General features: G+C 37.1%; 14 protein-coding genes. 6 read left to right on the top strand and 8 right to left on the bottom strand.

The genetic code is table 11. The annotated features are described in order from the left end of the window. Window positions 1–9: 9 nt before the first annotated feature. Complete coding sequence (locus tag NST76_RS01100; protein WP_342544515.1) at window positions 10–1,572, bottom strand: AraC family transcriptional regulator; 1,563 nt, start codon at window positions 1,570–1,572, stop codon at window positions 10–12. A gap of 98 nt (window positions 1,573–1,670) precedes the next feature. On the opposite strand from NST76_RS01100, the gene NST76_RS01095 reads away from it, so the two are divergent. Continuing rightward, window positions 1,671–2,627 (top strand): ABC transporter substrate-binding protein, encoded by a 957-nt coding sequence (locus NST76_RS01095; RefSeq protein ID WP_058845289.1) that lies wholly within the window; start codon window positions 1,671–1,673, stop codon window positions 2,625–2,627. A gap of 38 nt (window positions 2,628–2,665) precedes the next feature. Here NST76_RS01095 and NST76_RS01090 read toward each other — a convergent pair whose 3' ends face one another. Next, window positions 2,666–3,637 (bottom strand): AraC family transcriptional regulator, encoded by a 972-nt coding sequence (locus NST76_RS01090; protein ID WP_342544513.1) that lies wholly within the window; start codon window positions 3,635–3,637, stop codon window positions 2,666–2,668. 89 nt (window positions 3,638–3,726) lie between these two features. Continuing rightward, a complete protein-coding gene (locus NST76_RS01085) occupies window positions 3,727–4,893 on the bottom strand; it encodes an MFS transporter (RefSeq protein WP_342544512.1) in 1,167 nt (388 codons plus the stop codon). A 232-nt stretch (window positions 4,894–5,125) separates the two neighbouring features. On the opposite strand from NST76_RS01085, the gene NST76_RS01080 reads away from it, so the two are divergent. From NST76_RS01080 to NST76_RS01060, 5 genes are all read left to right on the top strand, one after another. After that, window positions 5,126–6,082, top strand: coding sequence for an ABC transporter substrate-binding protein (locus tag NST76_RS01080; protein ID WP_342535282.1), 957 nt, complete (start codon window positions 5,126–5,128; stop codon window positions 6,080–6,082). 97 nt (window positions 6,083–6,179) lie between these two features. Further along, window positions 6,180–7,814 carry an AraC family transcriptional regulator gene (locus tag NST76_RS01075; protein ID WP_342535281.1) on the top strand — a complete coding sequence of 545 codons (1,635 nt, stop codon included), beginning with the start codon at window positions 6,180–6,182 and terminating at the stop codon, window positions 7,812–7,814. A gap of 34 nt (window positions 7,815–7,848) precedes the next feature. Further along, the gene (locus NST76_RS01070; RefSeq protein WP_058845286.1) at window positions 7,849–9,036 is read left to right on the top strand and encodes a helix-turn-helix domain-containing protein; all 1,188 of its coding nucleotides are present in this window, start codon (window positions 7,849–7,851) and stop codon (window positions 9,034–9,036) included. Window positions 9,037–9,081: 45 nt separating this feature from the next. Further along, entirely contained in the window at window positions 9,082–10,068 is a 987-nt protein-coding gene (locus NST76_RS01065; protein WP_036125808.1) for an ABC transporter substrate-binding protein, read from the top strand. Beyond that, a complete protein-coding gene (locus tag NST76_RS01060; RefSeq protein WP_036125805.1) occupies window positions 10,065–10,865 on the top strand; it encodes an alpha/beta hydrolase-fold protein in 801 nt (266 codons plus the stop codon). Before NST76_RS01065 ends, NST76_RS01060 begins: the two co-directional genes overlap by 4 nt. 47 nt (window positions 10,866–10,912) lie before the next feature. Here the strand turns inward: NST76_RS01060 and NST76_RS01055 are convergent, their stop codons facing one another. The 5 genes from NST76_RS01055 to NST76_RS01035 form a co-directional block, all read right to left on the bottom strand. After that, window positions 10,913–11,881 (bottom strand): ABC transporter substrate-binding protein, encoded by a 969-nt coding sequence (locus tag NST76_RS01055; protein WP_058844797.1) that lies wholly within the window; start codon window positions 11,879–11,881, stop codon window positions 10,913–10,915. 128 nt (window positions 11,882–12,009) lie between these two features. Continuing rightward, window positions 12,010–13,590 (bottom strand): helix-turn-helix domain-containing protein, encoded by a 1,581-nt coding sequence (locus NST76_RS01050; RefSeq protein WP_058844796.1) that lies wholly within the window; start codon window positions 13,588–13,590, stop codon window positions 12,010–12,012. Window positions 13,591–14,392: 802 nt separating this feature from the next. Further along, entirely contained in the window at window positions 14,393–16,333 is a 1,941-nt protein-coding gene (locus NST76_RS01045) for an AraC family transcriptional regulator (protein ID WP_342535278.1), read from the bottom strand. Between the two features lie 115 nt (window positions 16,334–16,448). Continuing rightward, complete coding sequence (locus NST76_RS01040; RefSeq protein ID WP_101966942.1) at window positions 16,449–18,359, bottom strand: AraC family transcriptional regulator; 1,911 nt, start codon at window positions 18,357–18,359, stop codon at window positions 16,449–16,451. A gap of 125 nt (window positions 18,360–18,484) precedes the next feature. Continuing rightward, window positions 18,485–22,741: an S-layer homology domain-containing protein gene (locus NST76_RS01035; protein WP_058845263.1), complete on the bottom strand. Its 4,257-nt coding sequence runs from the start codon at window positions 22,739–22,741 to the stop codon at window positions 18,485–18,487. Window positions 22,742–23,226: the final 485 nt, after the last annotated feature.

The following is a 23,226-nucleotide window of genomic DNA, read 5'->3' as shown; positions in this document are numbered from 1 at the left end:
CTTGTACTTTTATGATGTTAGTACTTCCATTAATTTTTGTAATTGAGCCACTGTAGATAATGGGTCATAGCCATAAAATAATTCATATTGATTCATAAAGTACATCTGCTTCTTTTGCACTGCCGTAAGTGACCGCCATTTTTCTGACTGCAATACTGTTAAGAGACACTCCTTTCCAAAATCTGTTGTAGGAAGAGCCGTAACGAATATATAATCAGCTGGAAAGTATACAATATCTTCAATATCTACTGTTAAGTAGCCTGTTTGTTCAATGTTTTTCGTGACTATCGCATCTGGTCGACTAAAGCCTAAATCCTCATATAATATATGACTTCCTCTCCCATGACTACTATTTAAACAATATGCTTGATGACTACCTATTTCCCAAACAATAGCGGTACCCCTTCTTGACCCAATTTGTTGATCAAGAATATAGTTACAATGCGCTATTTGTTCATCATATTGCTGAAGCCAGCTCTTACACACTTCTCGCCTATCAACAATATCGGCAATCAGCCCAAATTGCTCTCGCCAACTCAATTGTCTACATGGTAGCTCGAATACAGGGGCTACTGACAGTAATGCTTGTTTCTCCTTGCCACCACTGTAGTTAACAATGACATCTGGACATGCTGCGGTTATCTCCTGATAATTTGACGTAATAGCATACTCATAGCCTTTAAGCCTCTGCAAAGAGGGTACTGGCTCGATGCCCTCCAGAAATGGAGAATACACCCCCAACACTGGCGTAATGCCCAGAGCAAGTAAGCAGGCTGTATGATTGGTATTAAGCGCAATGACACGCTTCGATTTTTGATAATAAACTGTCGGTGACATACCCACTAATTCTTTAAATTTCCGACTTAAATAAGTACCCTCACGGTAGCCAACCTCCTGGGCAAGATCATCTAATTTCGGCATCGCTAACAACAGCTTTTTCTGGGATTCTCGTATTCTTAGCAACGTTAAATATTCACTATATGTATGACCAGTATGCTTGTGGAAGGTACGTGAAAAATGCTCAGGACTTACTTGTGCATTTTCAGCCAGCTGCTCCCTTGTTAATTCTTCACGAAAATGTAGGTTGATATAATGAAGTACCTTATCAATCCATAGTTGTTGTTGTGTATTATCACGTAAATGGTTGTATAACACTTCAAGCATTTCACCAAATAATTTTTGTAAGTGAAACGGATTGTTACCTTGGGCGTCCGCTTCCTTTTCTATTTCTTTAGCTAGATTCATGAGCCGATAGGAGCCATGTTCAATTAAAATAGCATCTTGTAATAAATGATCCGTTTTAGAGCCATATGCACAGTATTGAATGACGATTCCGCTACTTTCACCTGTTTCAAGTAGATGAAAATCGTCAGTATCGTTCAACAGCATAACAGAATTTGAACTAAGCTGAATCTTCTTACCTTGGTGGGTGCACTCTACTTGTCCCTCATAAATGATGACAATAATAGGATGTGTGAAATGTGCTGCTTTGTCATTTAACATTTCTTGTAATGTCACTATTTGAATAGGTTGATAAAAAATATGGGACAGTAACTGACGATCTTTGTTCATTTCGTTTTATCTCCTAAACATCAAATTGATATTGATTATCATTTTCATTATAATGAAATAGCATGATAGAAATCAATTGAATTAGGAGGCTTATCGTTTTGACAAAATATATAAAACAAAATGTCTTGTTAATAGGCATTTTTATTATTTCCATCCTATTAGCTGCATGTGGAAATCAACCATCTTCCTCATCCGATACAACCAATGAAAAGAGCACTAATCGGGTTTTAACAGATGCCATCGGTCATGCAGTGACCATTCCCAAAAATCCTCAGCATGTCATTGCACCCTATTTAGAAGATCACCTTGTAGCATTGGGCATAAAGCCAGTTGCACAATGGTCAGTCAAAGGAGGTACCTCTATCCAAGGCTATCTTCAAGATTCATTAAAAGACATCCCAACAATTGAATTTGATCTTCCTTACGAAGCTGTTACAAGCTTTAATCCGGATTTAATTGTAATTGGTTCACCTGAAATTGCTGAAGGTGAAAAATACGAGCAATATAGCAAAATTGCGCCTACTTATGTCATGGGAGCAGAGGATAATAATTGGCGCAATAAGCTCTTAACAATGGGCGAAATTTTTGGTCAAACAGATACAGCAAAAAAAGTCCTTGCAGATTATGATCAATTTGCTAAAGAAGCTAAAGAAGATATTCACAACAAAGTTGGAAGCCCTTCTGCCACTGTCATCTGGAATATTAAAAATACAATTTATATGGTAAGTGACACAGCTTCTAGCGGTGTTGTTCTTTATGAGGATCTCGGACTACAAACACCAACCTTAGTAAAAGAGGTATCAGCCTCTGCTGCTGGTGATTGGTCACAGGTTTCTTTAGAAAAATTTATACAAATAGATGCTGACTATCTTTTTGTTATTAACAGTGATCATACAGGCAGCACTGAATTATTAAGTGATCCACTCTTAGCAAATATACCTGCTATTAAAAATGGCCATGTTTATGAATTTGACCAAAATTCAAGTTGGTTATATTCAGGGGCTATTGCTAATCGGCAAATCATTCAAAATGTCGTAGATAGCATTGCTAAGTAAGAAAACCCCTCCAGCGTCAACATAACGCTGGAGGGGTTTTAGTGTGAACTATATTTTACAAATTCTCGAGGACTCAGCCCATACCTCTCCTTAAAAACCTCAGCAAAATGACTTGGATTCGAATACCCGACAGCATTTGCCACTTCCATTACATTCATTGCTCCATTTTGTAGTAAATAACAAGCCTTTTCTAATCTTTGCTCACGTAAGTAGCCAAATACTGTTGTGCCATACATTTCTTTAAATCCTTTTTTCAACTTATAATCATTTAAGCCAATTAAACGAGACAGCTCCATGAGTGAAGGAGGATTCACTATATTTCCTGCCATGATGGCTTTTGCTTGAGATAGTTTAGCTCTATCGTCCTGTGAAAATTCCATTGAATTAGTAGGATGAGAGAAAAAGGTTTGAAATGTTCTCGTTAAAAGCTGTAAAGCCATGCTTTCTAACTCCAAATTAGTCATCCGATTAGCTGCTATCCCTTCTAGCAGCTGTTTTACCATAAACAAATCAAGCGAATCTATCTTCTCTTGAAACAAACGATAGGGATATCCTTGAAGAACCTTAGAAAACTTGGTAGCACCGCCATTGCCATTGATTTTTTCCATGTAATGATTAAAAGTTGTTACGGGAATACCGATGCCAACCATCTGATAAGACTCATCTTTATTAAATAAAAAATTTGCCTCTACTTGCTCCATTAATTGCAAAGTACATGTTCCTGGCGTTACTTCATATTCACAATTAGAAATATGAACGCCACGTGTCCCTTGCAAGCAGTAGCTAACTTCCACCATTGGCTTCGCTGTAGAGATATACATTCGATGTTCTTGATGAAATGAATAATCCGATACAACCACCTCTAAATCTGCACGAGGCATAAAACGATGTATTGCCCCTTCCTTTATCGATGATTGGAATGTCATATATTGTGTTGCATTTTCCTGTGGTTTTAGTATCTCTAATGCATGAAAAAATTGAGTAAAATTTTGATGAAAGTCGATATTCATAGCGTTCACCATCCCTCAGTATTTTATTGAGAATGATTATCAATAATTAACCAAAGTATAGCAAAGGTACATCTTTTCCGCTATGAAATTTAGAATTCTTCTGTTGTTGCAGTAGTCATTGTAAATGCTAGCAGGATACATATAAAGAAAACTATCGCTCCAAAGCCATAAGCAACTGGAAATCCTCCAACATGCTCAATTAACCAACCTGCTAAACCAGGCCCCATCATTTGACCAACTGCATAAAAAATGGAAATAAATCCGATGGCAGATGCAATATATGGAGGTGGCACTTGCTGGCTTGCCTTCATCTGAATCAAGACAAGAACACCACCGAGTGATGAACCCCAAATAATAGAGGATAATATAAACCCTCCAATATTTTCAAACATTATTGGTAGTAAATCGCCGACAACCGATAGTAGTAAAGCCGCTGTTAATGCCTTTTTAATACCCATTTTATCTGCTAACATTCCCCAGAATGGAGCGCCTCCAATCGACACGATTCCCGCAATGGCATAAATGGAACCTGCTAGTCCATTGGATAGCCCAAGGCTTTTCATATAGCTTGTTTGGTATAGATTAGGAATAAGATAGACTAGACCAACAGCAAAATAAATACCTGCAATGATATATAGCTGCTTATTGCGCCATGCTGTTGTTTTTTCCTGTATTGTATCCTTCTTAACAGGATTTGGTTGCTTTATCGTCCAGAACGCTAACAACATGACGATCAGTGTCAAAATCGCAAATACTAACCACGCCCCTCGCCATCCTAACGTAGGAAATTGTTGCAGCATAAAAGGGACGAGTAAGCCTGATAAAAGCATCCCAATTCCAGCTCCACTCATTAACAGTCCCATGACAGTCCCTCGTTTCTTAGGGTATAGGCTAATGGCTATAGATAGTAGTGGTGTATACACAAGTGCACTACCAGCGCCTGCAAAAAACAGTGTGATAGCAGCCTCCCAGAAGCTAGTGACGAAAACTAGACCCATCAATCCTAAAACAACACAGACTCCTCCAACTAACAGAACATTTTTTGCACCAATGCGTATTGTGAGTACTCCTGAAAGTCCAACAGTTAGTAAATAGCCTAAAAACAGCATTGTACCTAAGTAACCAGACTGAGAGGTCGTAAGGCTTAACCCCTCCTGCATAAACGGTAAAATAATGCCATAGGCCATACGTGCAAATCCTGTCGTTGTAACAATTAATAGCATACCTGTTAAGACAAACACCCAAAATTTTTTCATTTGTATACTCCTTTCATTACATGCATCTTAGTTCAATGAAAGGCCCATTTTCCACCTATGGAAGGATGCTTATACGGTTAAACGGATTTTATTTTCTGCCATTTAAAAGAGAAGACATTCGCTTTTTGGATAAACCTCAATGACCCATCTTTTGTTTGTCCATTGTCCTTGGACAATGACTAAATTATGCTAATCTATATCGATAATGATTATCATTTATGGAGGAATAGACATGAAAAAATTAAATCGACATATGCTCATTTGTAGCCTATTACTACTGATGGGGATATTTATGGCTGCTTGTGGTTCAAGCAATGAAGAAACAAATAAAAAGGGGACAACAGCAACTGAAGCAACAACTCGTTTGTATAAGGATTATCTAGATCATGAGGTTGAAATTCCAGTAAATCCACAGAGAGTGGTTTATCATGGAGAAGGATACGGTGATTTGCTTGCATTGAATATCAACACAGTTGGTGCAGGCTTCTCCTGGATTACAAATTATGCTTGGGAAGATCGTGTAAAAGATGTAGAGGACGTTGGTTTTCCTATAAATGTTGAGAAAACATTGTCATTAAAACCAGACCTTATCATTATTGGTACTTCTGATGATAAGACATATTCACAGCTTTCTAAAATCGCTCCAACCATAGTGCTTGATACTTTCGCGCCTTTGGACCAACGTTTGACAGAGCTAGGCGATATACTTAATAAAAAAGATGAAGCAGCACAATGGATAGATGACTATACAGAAAAAGCAGATAAAATGTGGAACTCACTTGTAGCTGATGGTAGCGTTAAACCAGATGAAACGGCATCGGTTTTAACCTATTATCCAGGAGACCGATTATTTGTAATGGCACGTGCTGGACTTTCTCAAGTTTTATACGATTCAAACGTTCTTAAGCCTGGTGACAAAATACAAAAAATACTTGATGATGGAACAGGCTTTGCTGAAATCTCCACAGAACTTCTCCCTGAATATGCTGGTGATCGAATTTTCATCCTAACACCAGTAGATGATGAGGCGAAACAATCGACAAAAGAAATGATGGAAAGCCCGATCTGGAAGAACCTACCTGCTGTGAAAAATGGACATGTTTACACAATTGATATTCAAAAAAGTGATAGCGATGCCTCAACTAGAGAATGGCTGTTAACACAAATACCTACTATGCTAAAAAAATAAATAGCAAGAGACATTTCATCTTTGTTGAAATGTCTCTTTACTTTTTATACAATATAGTTAATTGATAATCATTTTCATTTAGCAAGGAAGTGAACAGATGGAAGACAATATTTCATCTTCTTTTAACAATAATTTACTATTTCATTTAGAAGATATCGACTATATTTCACAGAGCTATCCATTTATCTCAACTTCTCACCATACGATGATACTTTTTATGGATGGCTGTGGCACATTAACGATTGATGATATTCCCTATTTGGTGACGAAAGGGAAGATTTTTCTTATACAACCTCATTCTATGATAGATTTATCGGATCTAACGAAGCAATTCCATTTCTATAAAATAACTTTTACAGCTTTTCAGCTAAAACATGAGTACCCTTCTCCATATTTAGGAGCCCTTTTTTCTGATGAAGTGGAGTATACCGTTTACCCAAATACGCGCTTTATTCGTCTTACCGAAGATCTATATCATTTAAAGCCTAAATCAGATTATCTTAAACAACACGGAATCTTGTATGAACTATTAAATTTATTATTTGAACATCAGCTTCATGTGAATTACCAATTAACAATGACAAAGTCGGTTGAAGAAACAATTAACTATATACATAGCTACTATCAACAGCCTTTAACCGTGAAAAAGCTGTCAGAGCTAGCTCATATCGCTCAATGGCAATATAGCGCAATCTTTCAAACTTTAACAGGGAAAAAACCGTTAGATTATATTACAGATTTACGTCTTACCAATGCAAAGGAATTATTGCTACAAACAAATGAGCCATTAAAGGATATTGCACAGCAAGTTGGATTTGATGATGAATATTATTTTAATCGCCGCTTCCGACAAGTGATTGGGATTCCCCCAAAGCAGTTTGCACGGCAGTATAAGCAAAGAACAATTGTAAAAGATTGGACTGGACATGAGGTAGTCATCCCTTCCTCTCCTCATCGTATTATTTATCATGGAGAGACATTTGGCGATATGTTGATTTTTGATGTACAGCCAATAGGTGGTGACAAAAACTCTATTAGTAAATCTTTTTATAAAAACCATGTTCCGTACATTCAAGATGTAGCATTTCCAATCAATCTAGAAAAATCTTCAAAGCTTAATCCAGATTTAATCATTTTTACAAATAACGATGAACGGCAATATCAGGCATTATCGTCAATTGCTCCAACTATTACCCTAAATTCTTGGGATTCATTAGAAGAACGCATCCGTCTATTAGGACAATGGCTAAGCCAACAACAATGTGCAGAAAATTGGCTAACACGTTTTAAAATCCAAGAACAAACTATGTGGCAGCAGCTACAAACCGTTGTAGAGCCTGGTGAAACGGCATCAGTTTTGACCTTTGATCATGGTAAACGCCTTTATGTCATGGGCTGTACAGGTCTATCCCCTGCCCTTTTTCATCCAGATGGATTTCAGCCTCACCCGCAAGTAAAAAAATTACTTCAAGCAAGCATGGGGTATAAGGAAATACCGATAGACCACTTGCCTCAATACGCTGGTGATCGAATTTTTATGCTTTTATCTGATAAACCAGAATCGCAAAAGGCAACGATGGAATTGATGCAAAGTGATATTTGGAAAAGCCTCACTGCCGTACAAAATAACCACGTTTATTTAGTGGATGCAACAAAGTGGAATTATAGTGATGCCTTTACAAGGGAGAAGTTACTCGGTGCATTACCAAAGTTATTGGTTACTGCAAAGTAATTCCCATAATTATATACAAGGGGTGACATGTTACATGAAAACGGAAAGCATAACAGATAGAATGACAACTCAAATTTCATTAAAGGATATTCGAGATTATATTGCTAAAAACCATCATCAACCACTCACGATGGAGCATCTGGCACTCATTTCTGGTCTAAGTTCTAGCTACTTTGGTGAGGCATTTAAAAAGGCATTCGGTCAAAGTGCCACTGATTATTTAACGGAGCTGCGTATTGGACATGCTAAGCAGCTATTGCGTGATACAGATCTATTGCTTCGTGAAATCGCTAGAAAAGTTGGATACAGTGATGAATTTTATTTTAGTCGGAAGTTTAAAAAGGAAGTGGGGGTTTCACCTTCTGCTTTTAATAAAATAGCTCGTCAGCGAATCTCTACTTTTTCTGTTTCAGCTACCGGGAATTTATTAGCACTTGGCATCATACCTGTTGCAGCTCCATTGAATGCTAAATGGAGTCCTTATTATTACAACCATTACCAAGACAAAATTCAAGTGCATGTCAATATTTTTGATGCAGAGTCCGAAGACAACTTTAGAAAATTAGCCTCTGCTAAGCCAGACATTCACATTTTCCAAGAGGAGCCCTCCCTCTCCATGCTTGATTGGCTTCAAACAATGGGTATTAAAAATGTCTATATACAAGCTAAGGACTGGCGAACACAGTTAAGAGAGATAGCTGTTGCTGTCAAAAAACAAAGCGTGGGTGAGCATTTCATTCAAACATATGAACAAAAGGTATTACAGGCTAAACAAGATATCAAAGGAGTGACTGGGGAGGATACTTTTGCTGTTCTCCGTTTATGTGGCGACCAATTATTTTTATATTGTAATAAAGGCATTCAGGATGTGCTCTTTACGGATTTGCAGCTTCGTCTTGTTGATGCGCAACAACAAACATGTAACGAACCTATTACACTTGAACAGCTAGTAGATATAGATCCAGACCGTCTACTATTTATCATTTGCCCAGATTCGCCCACTCGGAATTATTGGCTCACTTTACAATACCTCGATCATTGGAAAGAGCTCCAAGCCGTAAAAAATGGACATGTATATGTTTTGCCATCAAATCCTTGGTTCGAATACTCTGCTATTGCTATAAACCGAATGCTAGATGAAATGTTGCTGATGTTAACCGGAAAAAATCCAAACCCTTTTCCTGTTTCCGTCCATGGTATCCTATCAGACAGTGATTTATAATTCCATTTGAGAATGATTATCAATGGAAGGAGACTTTGATGAACAATGAAACAAAATTGTCGTAATCACTGTCAAACGATTTTAAAATCTGCCTATATATTAGCGATGTTATTGCTTGCTATTGGCATACTTTCGGCATGCAATGACCAATCAAGTAATAAAGAAGAACAGGCTGACTCAGAAAATACGAAGGAGCAAAGTGTTTATCCATTAACAATAAAAGATGAGGTTGGCAATGATGTGACACTACCTGCTAAGCCTACAAAAATATTTGCACCTGTTATGGAGGATTCGTTATTAGCTTTTGGCATCAAGCCTATTATGCAATGGTCGAATGGTGTTAAACCACAGCTCTATTTACAAGATCAGCTACAAGGCGTACCTGAAATTAGCTTTGCAAGTGGTCCCCCTTCAGCCGAATCAATTATGGCTAATAAACCAGATTTAATTATTTTGCACAATTCATTTTATGTGGAAAATGGCACATACGAAAAATATGCCAAAATTGCTCCAACCTATGTATTTAATAATGCTGCAAGCGATTTAGAAGGCTCTATTAAAATTTTAGGGCAATTACTTGATGAACCAGACAAGGCTGAGCAAGCTTTACAAGGCTATCAAGAAAAGGTGGATGCAGCAAAAACAAAGCTAGCCTCCATCACAGAAGGTAAAAAGGTTGCGTTAATTCGCTTTAATGCAAAAGGAATGTTTTTCATGACTGATGAGTATTTCAGTGGGTATGTCTTAACACATGAATTAGGATTTGAACAAAGCAGCTACGTGAAAAATGGTGCCTTTGAAGTATCATTAGAAATTCTACCTGAACTTGATGCCGATTATATTTTCCTAATCAATGATGGCAATCTTGGAGATGAATTTATAAATGAGTTGAAGGACAGTAAAATTTGGCAAAGTACAGCTGCCTTCAAACATAATCAAGTATTTGAAACATCCGAGGATTATTGGCTAAATGGTGGTATTCATGCACAAGGAAAAGTGATAGAGGATGTATTGGAGTTTTTAGCGCCATGACAACAATGACAAAGAAACCTTATACATCAGATAACTACTTTGAAGTTGCCATGACATCTCGTCAACAGCTTGACTATCGAATTTTAATTGCTGCCCCAACAGAAGCACCACCAGCAGATGGCTATACTGTTATATATGCCTTAGATGGGGACGCTCTTTTTCCAACGCTCGCTGAGGCAGTAAAATTACAAACACGTAAACCAAAAGGCTATGAGCCAATTCTTGTTATTGGGATTGGCTATCCCTCAAAGGAACCCTTTGATATGGAACGACGTTGCAATGATTTTACACTACCTGTTAGTGAAGCTCAGCTACCACCACGTCCAGATGGATCGCCTTGGCCTCCTAATGGCAAAGCCAATGAATTCCTAGACTTTATTGAGCATGAGCTAATGCCTGCTATCGCAAAGGAGTGGCCAGTCAATAAGAAGAAACAAGCGGTTGTTGGTCATTCATTAGGCGGTCTTTTCACACTGTATGCTCTATGTGCGAGACCAAATTTATTTAGTCATGTAGTAGTCGGAAGCCCCTCTGTTTGGTGGGCTAACAATGCCGTACTAAAAGAAATAGACAAATTTGCTGAAACTTGGAACAGTCAGCATACTATTAATCTCTTACTTACAATCGGCGCTAACGAGCTGCCAGATATGCTTGAAGGAGCTGATCAAGCAGCTGAACAAATGAAGCGTTTAAGCGACAAAAACATTCTTACTGATTATGTGAAATTTGATGAGGAGGACCATGTGAGCGTCCTCCCTTGTATGCTTAGTCGTCTTCCCCGTTTTTTGGATTCCTAGTAGAAGACCCAAGTGGTAATTTATCCACTTGGGCTTTTTTGTAGCATTTACTTCTCTTGCTCTAAATGGTTCTTTAACATTTTAGCAATTTCTTCAACCTGTGATTCCACTGCAATTGGATCATATGGCCAGAAACGTTCGGGATTTAAGTAGAATACTTTATTATTTTTAACTGCATCAATCGTTGACCATACAGGGTCATTCTCATCAAATTCCGCTTCTCCTGAAATGTCTAAAAAGATATAGTCACCTGCATAATCTGCAATCTTTTCCTGTGAAATACTCAGTGCATTAATTTTTGGCTCAATTAAATCCTTGCGTACTAATTTTGGTGGTGTTAAACCTAGCTGCTGATAAATTGCTTGTCCACCACGATTTACACCATCACCATAGACATAAAAATCCTTTCCAAACGGACCCATAAGAGAAAAAGTCGTTCCTTCTCTAATTAACCCTTTAATAGAGTCCTTTGCCTTCGCTACTTTTTTATCAAATTCTTTTAGCCATTCTTCGGCTTCCTTCTCTTTTCCTAAAATCTCCCCAAAAGCTCTCATTTCGTCATGAACTTCATGATATGTACCATAAGGGATGACCAATGTTGGGGCAATCTTACGGAATTGCTCATTTAATTTTTCATCTCCTCCAACCGTGACTATTAAATCTGGTTTAAGTGATAAAATTTTTTCAACCGAGCCTCCATCAATTTGACCAATATCTGTGATCCCTTCACTTAATTCCATAGTATAAGGGCTTTCCATTTCCCAATATGGTGCACCGACTGGTTTAACATCAAAAACTAAAAAATTTGCTAAATACCCTTGCGTAACGATTCGTTGAGGATTGGCAGGTATTTCAACATTACCATCAACTGTTTTAATAATTTTTGTATCTGTTTCTGAATTACTTTTTGACTCTGACTGAGGGCTTTCTGTCGCTTTGCTACAGCCACCTAAAACAATTAAAATCAACAGTAGCATCATTAACCCTATCCAAATTCTTTGCCTAGCCTTGACCATTTTTTCCACTCCTATCGATAATGATAATCTTTCTCAATCAATATCCTTATCGTAATGGTCTCTTCTTCAATCGTCTATTTCAAAATGTGAGAACTTGCATATGGACAAAAGTGACATTGGCTTCATTATTAATGATTATATAGCTTTTCTAGCATAATACTAAGTTGTTTTTCTAGCGTTAATCCATCATTGCACCAAAAATCATTCAGCTTAATCGGATAAATGTTCCTTGTTGGATCTTCTAATAGCTGCTTCCAAGCTTTATGCTTTAATAACTTATTTGGAAAATCTTGATAATAATCTTCTGTGAGGACAACAAACATGTGGTTAGCAGCGTAGTTAGATAATATATTTTCCTCTATAAAAAGATGACTATTTACTTCGAGCACCTCTTGCTGAATACGTGGAGGAGGAGTTAACTTTAAGCCATTATATAAATTATAGGTAGCTCTTGCAGTGGTATTCCAAATACATATTGTATGATCCTCCCATACCTCATATAAACCTACTGTTTCGTGAGGTTGTATAATGAATTCGAGCTTAGCAGCTGCTGTATGTGTAATGGATTGATAATGCTCAACCCACATCGTTGCCTCTGCCTCACATCCAAGAATTTTCCCTATAAGCTTAACTTCTTCAAGTCGATCTAATTGATTCCATGGCAAAACCAAAATGGGTGCAAGTTGCTCCAATTTTTCTAACTTGCCTGGACAATAATATAAATATTCAGGCACAATGATTAGGTCGATGTCCATTTTCTCCAGTTGATGAGTTCTATCTTGCTCCAGATCAATCGTACCACTAAGCTCACGATGTATAAGCGGTGATACTTCCCATGGTGTAAAAGGAGCAGCAATTGGCTGTATGCCTAAAGCAAGTAAATCACCACTATATTGGAATGCTACAATACGTCTCGGCTTTGGTCTATACCGATACTCACTTGGCGATACACCAACAATTTGTTTAAACTTTCGGCTTAAATAGAGTCCATCTGTATAGCCAACTTTTCTCGCAATCTCGTTCAATGTGGCATCCGTTGAAAGAAGATACATTTTGGCTTTGTCTATTCTCACTCTCATCAAATGGTTCGAGAAACTACGCCCTATTTGTTGTTGAAACAATCTTGAAAAATAACTTGGATTAAAACCCATAAGCTCTGCTAATTGTGATCGATTTAGATTTTGATCATAATGGCGATTGATATATGCTAGAGCTTCTCGCATAATCAAATCTACTTTCTCTTTATACGGCTTTAAAGCTTGGATAAATAAATGTAATATTTCCTCCAACAAAAAATTTTGTCTACTATGAAAATGCTGTTCACCTAAGTCTAACTCACCTACAAGTTCTTGAAGAAGAGTAACAGCACGATACGATAATGTTTCTACACTAGCAATTGAGCCATGGGCAGGCAATTGTTTATGATCGACACGATAAAGCAATAAATCAGCATTTTCTTCAGTAAGACTGTACATTTGAAAAGATACAATGTATAAATGAACAACTTGGTGATTTGCTTTTTCTAACTTTGCTATTTTCCCCGCACTAAGATATATCATTTCATTTTTATCTAAACATAACCATTTTCCATCTAAGGAAATTTTGGTAGCAACATCGCAAGCTAATAAGGTTGGAAATTTTGTATGAAGTGAATATGTATTAACCTTTTCTTTCCATTCAATTATTGCTGTGTCCATTAATCTATACATTTTGCATCCACCTTAATATAATTGAAACAATCATTATAGAGTCATTATAATTGATAATAGTTATCATTAAAAGTCAAGCAAATATAGATAACTATAATTGCTTGACTTAGTGTTGAAAAACAAAACCATCCATAGAATTTATCTGAAAGGTGAAAAAGGATTTCCGTTGCAGGCTACTTGCTTTCCTGTGGGCGAGCGCCGAGCCGCTTCCTCCGCTACCGCTCCGTGCAGGGGCTCGCCTGTCTCGCTATCCCACGGGAGTCAAGTAGCCTTCCACTCCAATCCATAAAATAAAAATGTTCACTTTTTAGCAAAAAAGGGAAGGTATTCATTACTCTTTTATGGAGGGGTGTTGTCACACATCACTTTTAATAGCTATTTTGTTCAGGAAAAGACACTTTTGCAGAATGGTTGATTGGAGTGGAGCCAGCGTCACTCCTAGGGGATTTAGCGTCACAGAGGAGACCCTGTAGCGAACGCAGTGAGTGAAGCGGCTCATCGGACGCCCCCTGGAAAGGACGCTGGCGGAACGGAAATCAACCCCTCGCCTTACCAAATTGCTTATTATGCCGTTGACATTACCTTTTTTCAACAACAAGTCAAGCAAATATAGATAACTATAATTGCTTGACTTTCATAGTTTATCGTATTTAATTCTTTAGAAAAGCCAGCTATTTCTCTAACAGTTTTGATAGTCCTCTTTACTATCTATTGCCCCTGCTGGATGATGATTTGATAACGTCTGCCTTTATTTAGCAAACACAAAAAAGGCTAAGAATTTCCCCGAGCCTTTCTAGTTTACTTATTTTTTCAGTATATTTGGAAATTCCTCTAACAGCATGTTACTTGTTGTCATATCATCATAATTCCATTTATCCTCAATAAAGTGAACTTTATTGTTCTTCACGGCAGGTAAGGAGTTCCACAATGGCTCTTGTGTTAATTCATCAAATGCCTTTTGTGCCTCTTTATCTCCAGAAATTAATACAAATAATTGATCACCCACAAGTGTCTCATGCAGTGTTTCTTTAGTAATTTCAATATATGGCCCACTATTTGGCTGTAATGCCTGTACCTTTTCGTCCATAGTATATCCTTTGTCTTGATACAGCAAGCCTGCTACTCCGCCTGTTTTCATCACGAACATTTTTTTATTCCAAAAAAATTGGAATACGACAGCCGTTTCTCCTTCAGTCACCTTACCATCTGCGCGAAGCTGTTCCCACATTGCATCGGCATCTTCATTATATTTCCTCAGTAGCTGCTCTCCCTCTTCCTTTTTACCAACAATATCAGCAACGACTGGGAATCGATCCTTTAATGGCTGCATACCATCGAAAACAACGGTTGGTGCAATTTTAGAAGCTTCTTCGACCTCATTATCCATAATATATGACAGCATAATCAAATCGGGCTTTAACGTCAGTACCTTCTCTAAATTTGTTGGAAAGCCTATATCTGTTGAACTAATTTTCCCGTTATCTTCTAAAACACCGCTCTCGATGAAACGACGATCTACCCCAACAGGCTCTATACCTAATGCTATTAAATCACCAATTGCATTACCCTGAAGGACAATTCGTTCTGGATTTGTAGGAATGTCTACTTCTGTCCCTTGAAGGTCTTTGTAAACCCTTGTCTCAGAAGAGCTAGCTGACTGACTTTCTACTACAGTCTGATTTTGTCCAGTAGTTTCATTGTTTAGATTAACAGTACCTCCCGTACATGCTGATAATAGTAACGTAATACAAAGTAGTGCCATTGCTGTGAATGAAGCTCTTGAACCTCTATGCATATGTATAACTTCCTCTCGCTTATATTGATAATGATTATCACTATCAATATATCGCCATATTGGTCTCCAAACAATGGACGATTCAATGCTATTTTGAGGACGATGTATAGCATTTTTTCTTTCTTGTTTTCTAAAGCGTAATGGCGTAACACCCCTATGCTTTTTAAAAAGACGGCTCAAATAATAAGGGTCCTTATAGCCCACATTTTCGGCAATTTCCTTCAATGTGGCATCCGTTTCTACTAATAAATTTGCCGCTATATCAAGGCGAATCTGAATCAAATAGTCAATTACACTATAACCCGTTTTCTTTTTAAAAATGGACGCTAAATAAGGAACGCTATAATTCAAATTGGCTGCAATAGATTCTAGTGTCAAAGCCTGTGCATAATGCTCTTGTAAATATTTCATTACCTGTCCTACAAGGTCGGGCTTCATCATATCTATACCTTGGCTATGTAGTTGCTGTAGCAGATTATGAACAAATTGATAGAATAATGATTTCACATGAAAGCGATCTATTCCACCAGACTTCCTCCACTCCTGCTCCATCAATTTAACTTTGTGAAAAATAGCAATCGGGTAACTGGGTATATAGCTATATTGCAGTTGAAATGGATTACTTTTATCCATTAGGCGTAATACTTCCGGGCGCATAGGATTAGGCATGGTCGCTTTATAAAAAATCAAATAATACGCCAACTCATCCTCCGTTAGAAAAATATCTAAAATAGTCCCTTTGCTACCATGTATGACTTGAAACTGCTGAATAATATACTCGATTTGATTGAGCTGAACTTGCGCCCTTCCTCGAGAAACAAAAATAAAGCCATTAGCTGGCATTTTATAAGACTGTAATGTTTCTCCCATCCTCATAATCTGATGCCGAACATCTAGCACTTTGATAGCAGCATGATCCCACAGGTATATATGGTCATCAACATTCATAATGCACATAATTCCTCCTACCTATCTTTTTTACTACTATCATTATAATTGAAAATGATTCTCAAATGAAAGCCAAACTACATTGATGGTAGTTTGGCTTCCGAAAATATTCATGTTATTTATTTTTATCCATTTTGTTAAAGGCTTCTACTACAATATCAAGCTGCTTCTCTAATGAAACGGGATCATTAAAGTAGGAAGCATCACTATCTAATATAGTGACCTTGTTATTTTTCACCGCAGGTAGCTCATTCCATAAAATACTTTCCTTTAGAAATGCAAGTGCTGTATCTTCTACAAAAATAAAATCTCCTGCATAATCCAGCAAACGTTCAATGGAAAATGCAACTCCCCATTCTTTCGACTCAAGTGCTTCTTTTTGAACCAAGGCTGGCGCATTTAGCTGGAACTCCCCATAAATAATTTCTCCACCTCTAGAATAATGATCACCATATATGTAAACCTCTTTGTCAGTACCACCCATTAGAGAAACGGTCTGATCTCCAACAACCTCTTGGATAGTTGACTTGTTGTCGGCAATTTTTTCATCCCAATTATTTATCCATTGAGCGGCTTCTTTTTCTCTATTAAGCATCTTACCAAACTCTACTAATTGTTCACGGTAACTCATGGCGCCATACTTAATGCCAACAGTTGGCGCAATCTTTTCAAAGTTTTCAAAGCCTTCCATGCCATCAAAAGCAATAATTAAATCTGGTTTCAATTCCAAGATTTTTTCAATCGATTTGTTGTCACCAATACTTTCAATGCCATCTATTTTACCTTCAAAATAAGGATTACTTAACGCAAAATCAGACATACCAATAGGTTTAATGCCCAATGCCAATAAATAACCCGCATAACTGTCTGCTACAACTACAATACGTTTCGGATTTTTGGGAATCTCCACTTCTCTATTCGCCGCCTTATAAACGATGGTTGCTTGTGTTACTTCGGTAGTCTGTCCTTGTGTCTTGGACTGTGGGTTTGTGCCATTCGAACAAGCACCCAATAGTAGTGTTAGACAAAGCAATACTATCGCTGCAAAGTTTGTTTTATGTTTCTGAGACATTGGAATATTTTCTCCTTTTTTATATTGATAATGATTATCATTAACAATATATCGTTGAAACATTTCCCCTTCAATAGAGGATTCCATGATGATTTGTGGAGTATCTTCTAGTATGCCTTGTTCCATTACTCGTTTTCTATATTTCCCTGGTGATATTCCTAGATGTCTTTTAAAAATACGATTAAAATAATGAACATCTGTATAGCCAACACTTGTCGCAATATCCTTTAAAGACACGTTTGTTGATTTTAATAGAGCTACAGCCTTTTTCATTCTTGTATGCATGACATATTCGATAAAGCTATAGTTGGTCTCTCTTTTAAATACTGCCGATATATGTGATACACTGTAATTTAAATGCTCTGCAAGAGACTCTAGCTTTATCGAATCTGCATAATGCTCATCCACATACCTCTTTATTTGACTTACTAAATCTGTTTCTTTTACATAGCTCTCTTGGCTACATAACTCTTGATATATACTTAATATAATTTGATAGAATAATGTTTTAACTTGCAAACGTTCCAGCCACCGTGATTGTTGCCAGCTTTCGTACATAAGCTGCACTTTTTCATAAATAGTTACCGGATATTTCGGTACCAAGCTAAACTGGATTTGAAATGCATTTCTTTTCTCAAACAGCTGAAGAATCCTTTGACCAACAGGATAAGGAACAGAACCTTTATAAAAAATAAGGTAGCACTCTAGTTCATTAGTTATTTGATTAATTTCTAAAGCTGCCCCTTTACCGCTATGTATCATTTGAAACTGAATCACGTGATAATTAGTTTGATCCAAATGCACTTGCGCTGTTCCACGCGTGATTACTATAAGTACACTTGTTGGCAATTTATAAGGCTGTAATGTATCCCCTATCCTCATTACTCTATGACGAACGTCTAATACCTTGATAGAAGCGTAATTCCAGAGTAGTAGATGTTCTTCTATATTCATGTCGACTTTCACCCTCCTTCACTATGTATTATAAATGATATTGATTATCATCCACTTTTAAAATAACGTGTTTAAGTAAATAAAAAACACTAGCTATTAGAATTGATAGCTAGTGTTCTTATATTCTATTGAGTTCTAGGTTGGATTAAGACATAGTTTGGAGCTGTTGGAGATGTAGATTCCTTCGCATAAACTATATTTCCGTATTTATCCTTCGTAAATAAATATATTTTTTGATCCTTTTGGAATATGTTTGTAGAATTTGGATCAGTGCTTGTTTGAATAGCCGTAAATGTTTTTTCAGAACTTGCATCTGAAGGTTTTGTTATTTGTCCCTTACCATAAGATATTATTCCTCCGCCAGGAATGTCTGTGTAATTACTGCTATCAGCTCTTTCGATAATATCTTTAATATTAGCTATTGTTAAGTCACCCTGGTTTTTTGAAAGAACTGCATAATAGTAATGCTGATTCCATGTTATATCTGCATCTAAGTTAGCAATAACTCGAACCTGCTTAGAAATATTTAAGTCACCTGGGTACTGTATATCAGGTACTAACGTTGCTGAAGTAATTGTATTCACTTTTGTTGGATATTTGTATTCTGCTTTTAATTTACTGAATGCCCATCCGCCTTTATCCTTCGCGGTAGCATTGATTGTCATATCAAAGCTTTGTGTAACTTCATTTGCAAATGTTAGTATCATTTTACGTGGCTTCCATTCATCAATTTCATCTACCTTATCCTGCCACTTCCATGAAGCATAAGTAGGAGTAATTGCAGTGCCTGTTTCAGGATTCACTAATTGGAAATCTGAGTCTTTTAATTCAATAGCCTCAGAAAAAGTCACTTCTAATGTTTTTCCATCAAGCTGTTTAACGATCGGATCCTCTACCTTTGGTGGTGTACCATCTGAGAAGAATTTATATGCCATTACACCTTTGTCAGTTTCGCCTGGTGTCAAAGTAATTGTTTTATTTTGCTGTTCATCAAAAGTATATACTTTTGACTCAGTACCTACTTGAAGCATTGTTGCATTTTTATATCTATCTTTTACCGCAACATAAAGCTCATAATTTTGATGGGGTTCTAAAGAGGTAAAATTAATTTCATTAGTACCCTTTCGCATATTGCTAGCTCTTCCTCTTTCAATAACCTCCTCAGCACTTGAAGGTACTGGAACTGTTGCATCGCCAGCTTTTCTAAGAATATAGTGATACGTACCATCTTCATCTGACATAAATTTGAAGGTAGCATTCTTATCTCCTTGAGCTATCTTTATCGATGTATTTTCAATTTTCGGTGGTGTTTGGTCATCGATTACATGTCTAGTCTCAATATCTGAAACATTTCCTGAACGATCGCGCAATACCATATAGATAGAGTAGCTCTTAAACGGATTTAAATTTGCTGTTGGTAATGGGATTACTACCTTTTGTTTTCCTAGTTGAGCAGGTTTATTACCTCCGCTCCCAACAATATCGATTTCTTCTGTTCCAACCTTAAATTTTGTTTCATTTAATTGGACAGCTTCAATTAAACGTAAGCGGTCATCACGTGTAAGAGTTATATCTGACTCCATAATTAGATAATGATACGTTCCTGCTTTTGAAGCATTAAACTCAAGAAGTGTTTGGTCCTTTGTATTATTAATTACTGGTTCTCCTATAATTGTGAGGACTGGTAATTCAATATCGTTATGAATGTATTCGGCTGTGTTTCGCGGAACAGTATTATTTGGAATGTTATTGATATTTTCAAATTCGATATCAGCCAAATCTTTAACATTCGGTGATATTGTAACAACTAGATTATCCCCGTTTACAAAGCCTGTTAGTGATGGAATGGTGAAAATTAATCTTTTCTGAGCTTTATTATAGACAACCTTTGTAGGATGTATCGGTTGCTGTGCACCTTGATTGACTATCCCTGTACCTGAAAGATCATAGTTCTCTATTTTTTCAGCAGAAATAGGATCTAAATCCTCACTCACGGTTAGATAAAATTCATTTTTAATCTCATCTAGTAATACAAGTTGTCCACCTACAACATATGGTGGGATATTATCAAGCTCACCAGTTTTAAACTCTTTAACCGCCTCTTTAGGTATAGGATCTACCGAGAAGTTGCCTGAATCATCCTTCATGACAACATAAAGTTGATATTCGGTTTCAGCATCTAATTCTGTTAAAATTCCTGTTATTCCAAGTTCTCCAGCTTTTGCTTTCCCTTTACCTGTTGGGTTTGCGACGATATCTGCCGTCGTCGGGTCAGCTGCTGTTGTTTTCTTACGTACATAATAGTAATAATCTCCAGGTTCACTTGCTGCAAACTTGAATTCAGCACGTGTTCCTCCATGTAAAGGCGTAACTTGTAGAGATTTAACTACTGGTGGAGTTGCATCTTTCATTTGGAATGCTTGAGAGACAATATCAGATGCATTTTTCGAGCCGTCTACAACCATGATGTAGATGACATATTCTTTTTTCTCACCTAGATTTGAAACTTTTATTGAGTTTGTGCCTTTGATTGCCGCACTACTTCCGTATGCAACGTTTTCAATTGAAAGATGGTTTACCATTTCACGTTTATTAGGTGCCTCTGCTCCCTTTTCACGCACAATATAGTAGTACGTACCTACCTCATCAGATGTGAAATCTGCTTGAATCTCACTGCCATTGAGCACTTTGACATTTGTAATACTTACAATAGGCTTTGTTTTATCATCTGGATTCTGATTCTCGTTTTCGTCTTTATCGATTGGTTTGCCATCTGGATCTGTGATATTTCCGATATTGTCTTTATCATCTAGGAAATCATCAAAGATATTATTTGGAGATTCATCTTTAGGTAAAATGACTTTGTCGATATACGTATAGTCCCCGATGTCAACCTTGCCGTATGAATTATCAACATATAGAGTACCGATACGGCCATCTATATACAGCTCTAAATCTGTATAACTGTTGTAGTTTATCCAATCAATATTGCCATCTCCATAGATCGTTAACTTTGTTTCGGTATCCAGATTTAATGTTCCAATATAGCCTTGAATTTCAAATTCGCGAACACTTCCGATGATGTCTACACGTGGTAGTTTCATATTGGATTCGATTTTTGTCCCTGTTTGTGATACTACTAGTCTCGAAACAGTGCTGTTATAAAATTCAAGATGCTTTTCAACATTTTTCATTTCTTGTTTTTCTTTTGACCAGTTGACAAATGGCTTATCTTTATCAGGATTTTGGTTCGTCCAATTTTGAAGATCGTTTGTTGAATTGTTATTAGATGGACCATCGCCTTTAGTATTATCTGGATTCGACCAGTTGATAAAAGAAATATTATTGCTCGCCACACGCCCAATGGATAATGGTTGATTGTTAGTAGCACCTAAATGCAATGGTGGTCGAACTGTTTCATTGACGAACATAGTACCTGTCATCTTCAGATTCGAAAATTCAATATAGTTGCCATTAACTACAATGGTTGCACCTAATGAACCATAATCACCATCAAAATCAAGGAATCTTGAGCTTGTTCCGCTTGCATTTAATGTTAGTTTAGAGATGGATCGAACCTTCTTACCAGAAAGATCACCCTCAATATAAGCACCCTTTAAGACAGGTGCATTATCGTCATTAAAAATATGTGAAAGGCTTTCTGGAACTGCATAGGCTTCACCATTTATATAAACGGCATCATCATCTACATCTATAATTTTGAAAGATGTTTCATTGTTCTTTTTCTCTTGTGAACGAACCACAAAAGAAGCAAACTGTCCACGATTTACAGCATCAAACGGAGAGAATGTCACAGGTGTTGTGCCTTCAGTAATATTTAAATCGATAAGTGTTTGAATATAGATAGCATTGCTTGATTGGCTATCTACATCTTTAAAAATATTGTTGTAACTAGGAGATACCTCCAAATGGAATGCTAATACTAATATTTTTGCTAATTCGCCACGAGTCATCACTTCGTTTGGCATAAATGTGCCATTAGAATACCCAGACATAATGCCCGCGTTTTGCAATGCTGCGACAAATTTATAAAATTCGCTACCCTTCGGTACATCCTTATAATAAGGATTTTGGACATTTCTCGTATCCAATTTTAATGCCGTTGCAATCATTTTTGCTGCTTGTCCACGTGTTACATTGACATCCGGACGGAAGGTTTTATCGGCAAACCCGTTAATCACACCCTGAGAATATAATTTTAATATATCGTTATAATGAACTGAGTATTGGTCGATGTCTGTAAAGGGAGAAGTAGCCGCTGCCGCTTTTTGTGGTGGAGGTACTACAACAGCAATCCCACTTGTAGCAAATACTGTTGCTATCAAGGCTTTATTTACTTTTTGGATTTTAGATTTATCCATCCCACTCTTCCTTTCGCTTATGTATTTTGATACGTACAAATATCATTTCCTCATACTCTTTATATCGGCTCGTAGCTAACGAACCTTCATAGATAAATCTAAATTAGTCAGGTAAATTTCTTGATTAATCAAATGACCTTTCTATTTCTGAAATGGTGATTAATTTTTCAGTTTGCTAACTGAGTGATTCGCCATTTTGACTCACCTTTCTATTTCTTTTGGAATGATAGCCCTTCTTAATGAGCATCTTTTCCCACTTTTAGAACGGGCTCTACACTTTGACGAGCTCTTCCATGTGATATCACCACTTCTCTCCTCTTCAAACCATTGTGGCCACGTTTGACCCTCACTAATAACAAAATAAATTCCCTTCATCCACACAACAAAAAAGCCAAGGAGCATCGGTGCTCGCTTGGCTTTTCACGATATATAGGCATACATCTAGTCGTCCTTGGGGTGTCATAAGGGAAAGGGGGATAACCTTA

It is taken from the genome of Lysinibacillus sp. FSL W7-1291 (genome assembly GCF_038593415.1).
Lineage (GTDB): Bacteria > Bacillota > Bacilli > Bacillales_A > Planococcaceae > Lysinibacillus > Lysinibacillus fusiformis_D.
Note: the sequence above shows the minus strand (reverse complement) of the source record. Positions and strands in the feature narration are given on the sequence as shown.

What these genes read in the sequence shown, in the direction of transcription:
- NST76_RS01100 (WP_342544515.1), bottom strand. Translation starts at nt 1,572, where the DNA reads ATGAACAAAGATCGTCAGTTACTGTCCCATATTTTTTATCAACCTATT.
- NST76_RS01090 (WP_342544513.1), bottom strand. Translation starts at nt 3,637, where the DNA reads ATGAATATCGACTTTCATCAAAATTTTACTCAATTTTTTCATGCATTA.
- NST76_RS01085 (WP_342544512.1), bottom strand. Translation starts at nt 4,893, where the DNA reads ATGAAAAAATTTTGGGTGTTTGTCTTAACAGGTATGCTATTAATTGTT.
- NST76_RS01080 (WP_342535282.1), top strand. Translation starts at nt 5,126, where the DNA reads ATGAAAAAATTAAATCGACATATGCTCATTTGTAGCCTATTACTACTG.
- NST76_RS01075 (WP_342535281.1), top strand. Translation starts at nt 6,180, where the DNA reads ATGGAAGACAATATTTCATCTTCTTTTAACAATAATTTACTATTTCAT.
- NST76_RS01070 (WP_058845286.1), top strand. Translation starts at nt 7,849, where the DNA reads ATGAAAACGGAAAGCATAACAGATAGAATGACAACTCAAATTTCATTA.
- NST76_RS01065 (WP_036125808.1), top strand. Translation starts at nt 9,082, where the DNA reads ATGAAACAAAATTGTCGTAATCACTGTCAAACGATTTTAAAATCTGCC.
- NST76_RS01060 (WP_036125805.1), top strand. Translation starts at nt 10,065, where the DNA reads ATGACAACAATGACAAAGAAACCTTATACATCAGATAACTACTTTGAA.
- NST76_RS01055 (WP_058844797.1), bottom strand. Translation starts at nt 11,881, where the DNA reads ATGGTCAAGGCTAGGCAAAGAATTTGGATAGGGTTAATGATGCTACTG.
- NST76_RS01050 (WP_058844796.1), bottom strand. Translation starts at nt 13,590, where the DNA reads ATGTATAGATTAATGGACACAGCAATAATTGAATGGAAAGAAAAGGTT.
- NST76_RS01045 (WP_342535278.1), bottom strand. Translation starts at nt 16,333, where the DNA reads ATGAATGTTGATGACCATATATACCTGTGGGATCATGCTGCTATCAAA.
- NST76_RS01040 (WP_101966942.1), bottom strand. Translation starts at nt 18,359, where the DNA reads ATGAATATAGAAGAACATCTACTACTCTGGAATTACGCTTCTATCAAG.
- NST76_RS01035 (WP_058845263.1), bottom strand. Translation starts at nt 22,741, where the DNA reads ATGGATAAATCTAAAATCCAAAAAGTAAATAAAGCCTTGATAGCAACA.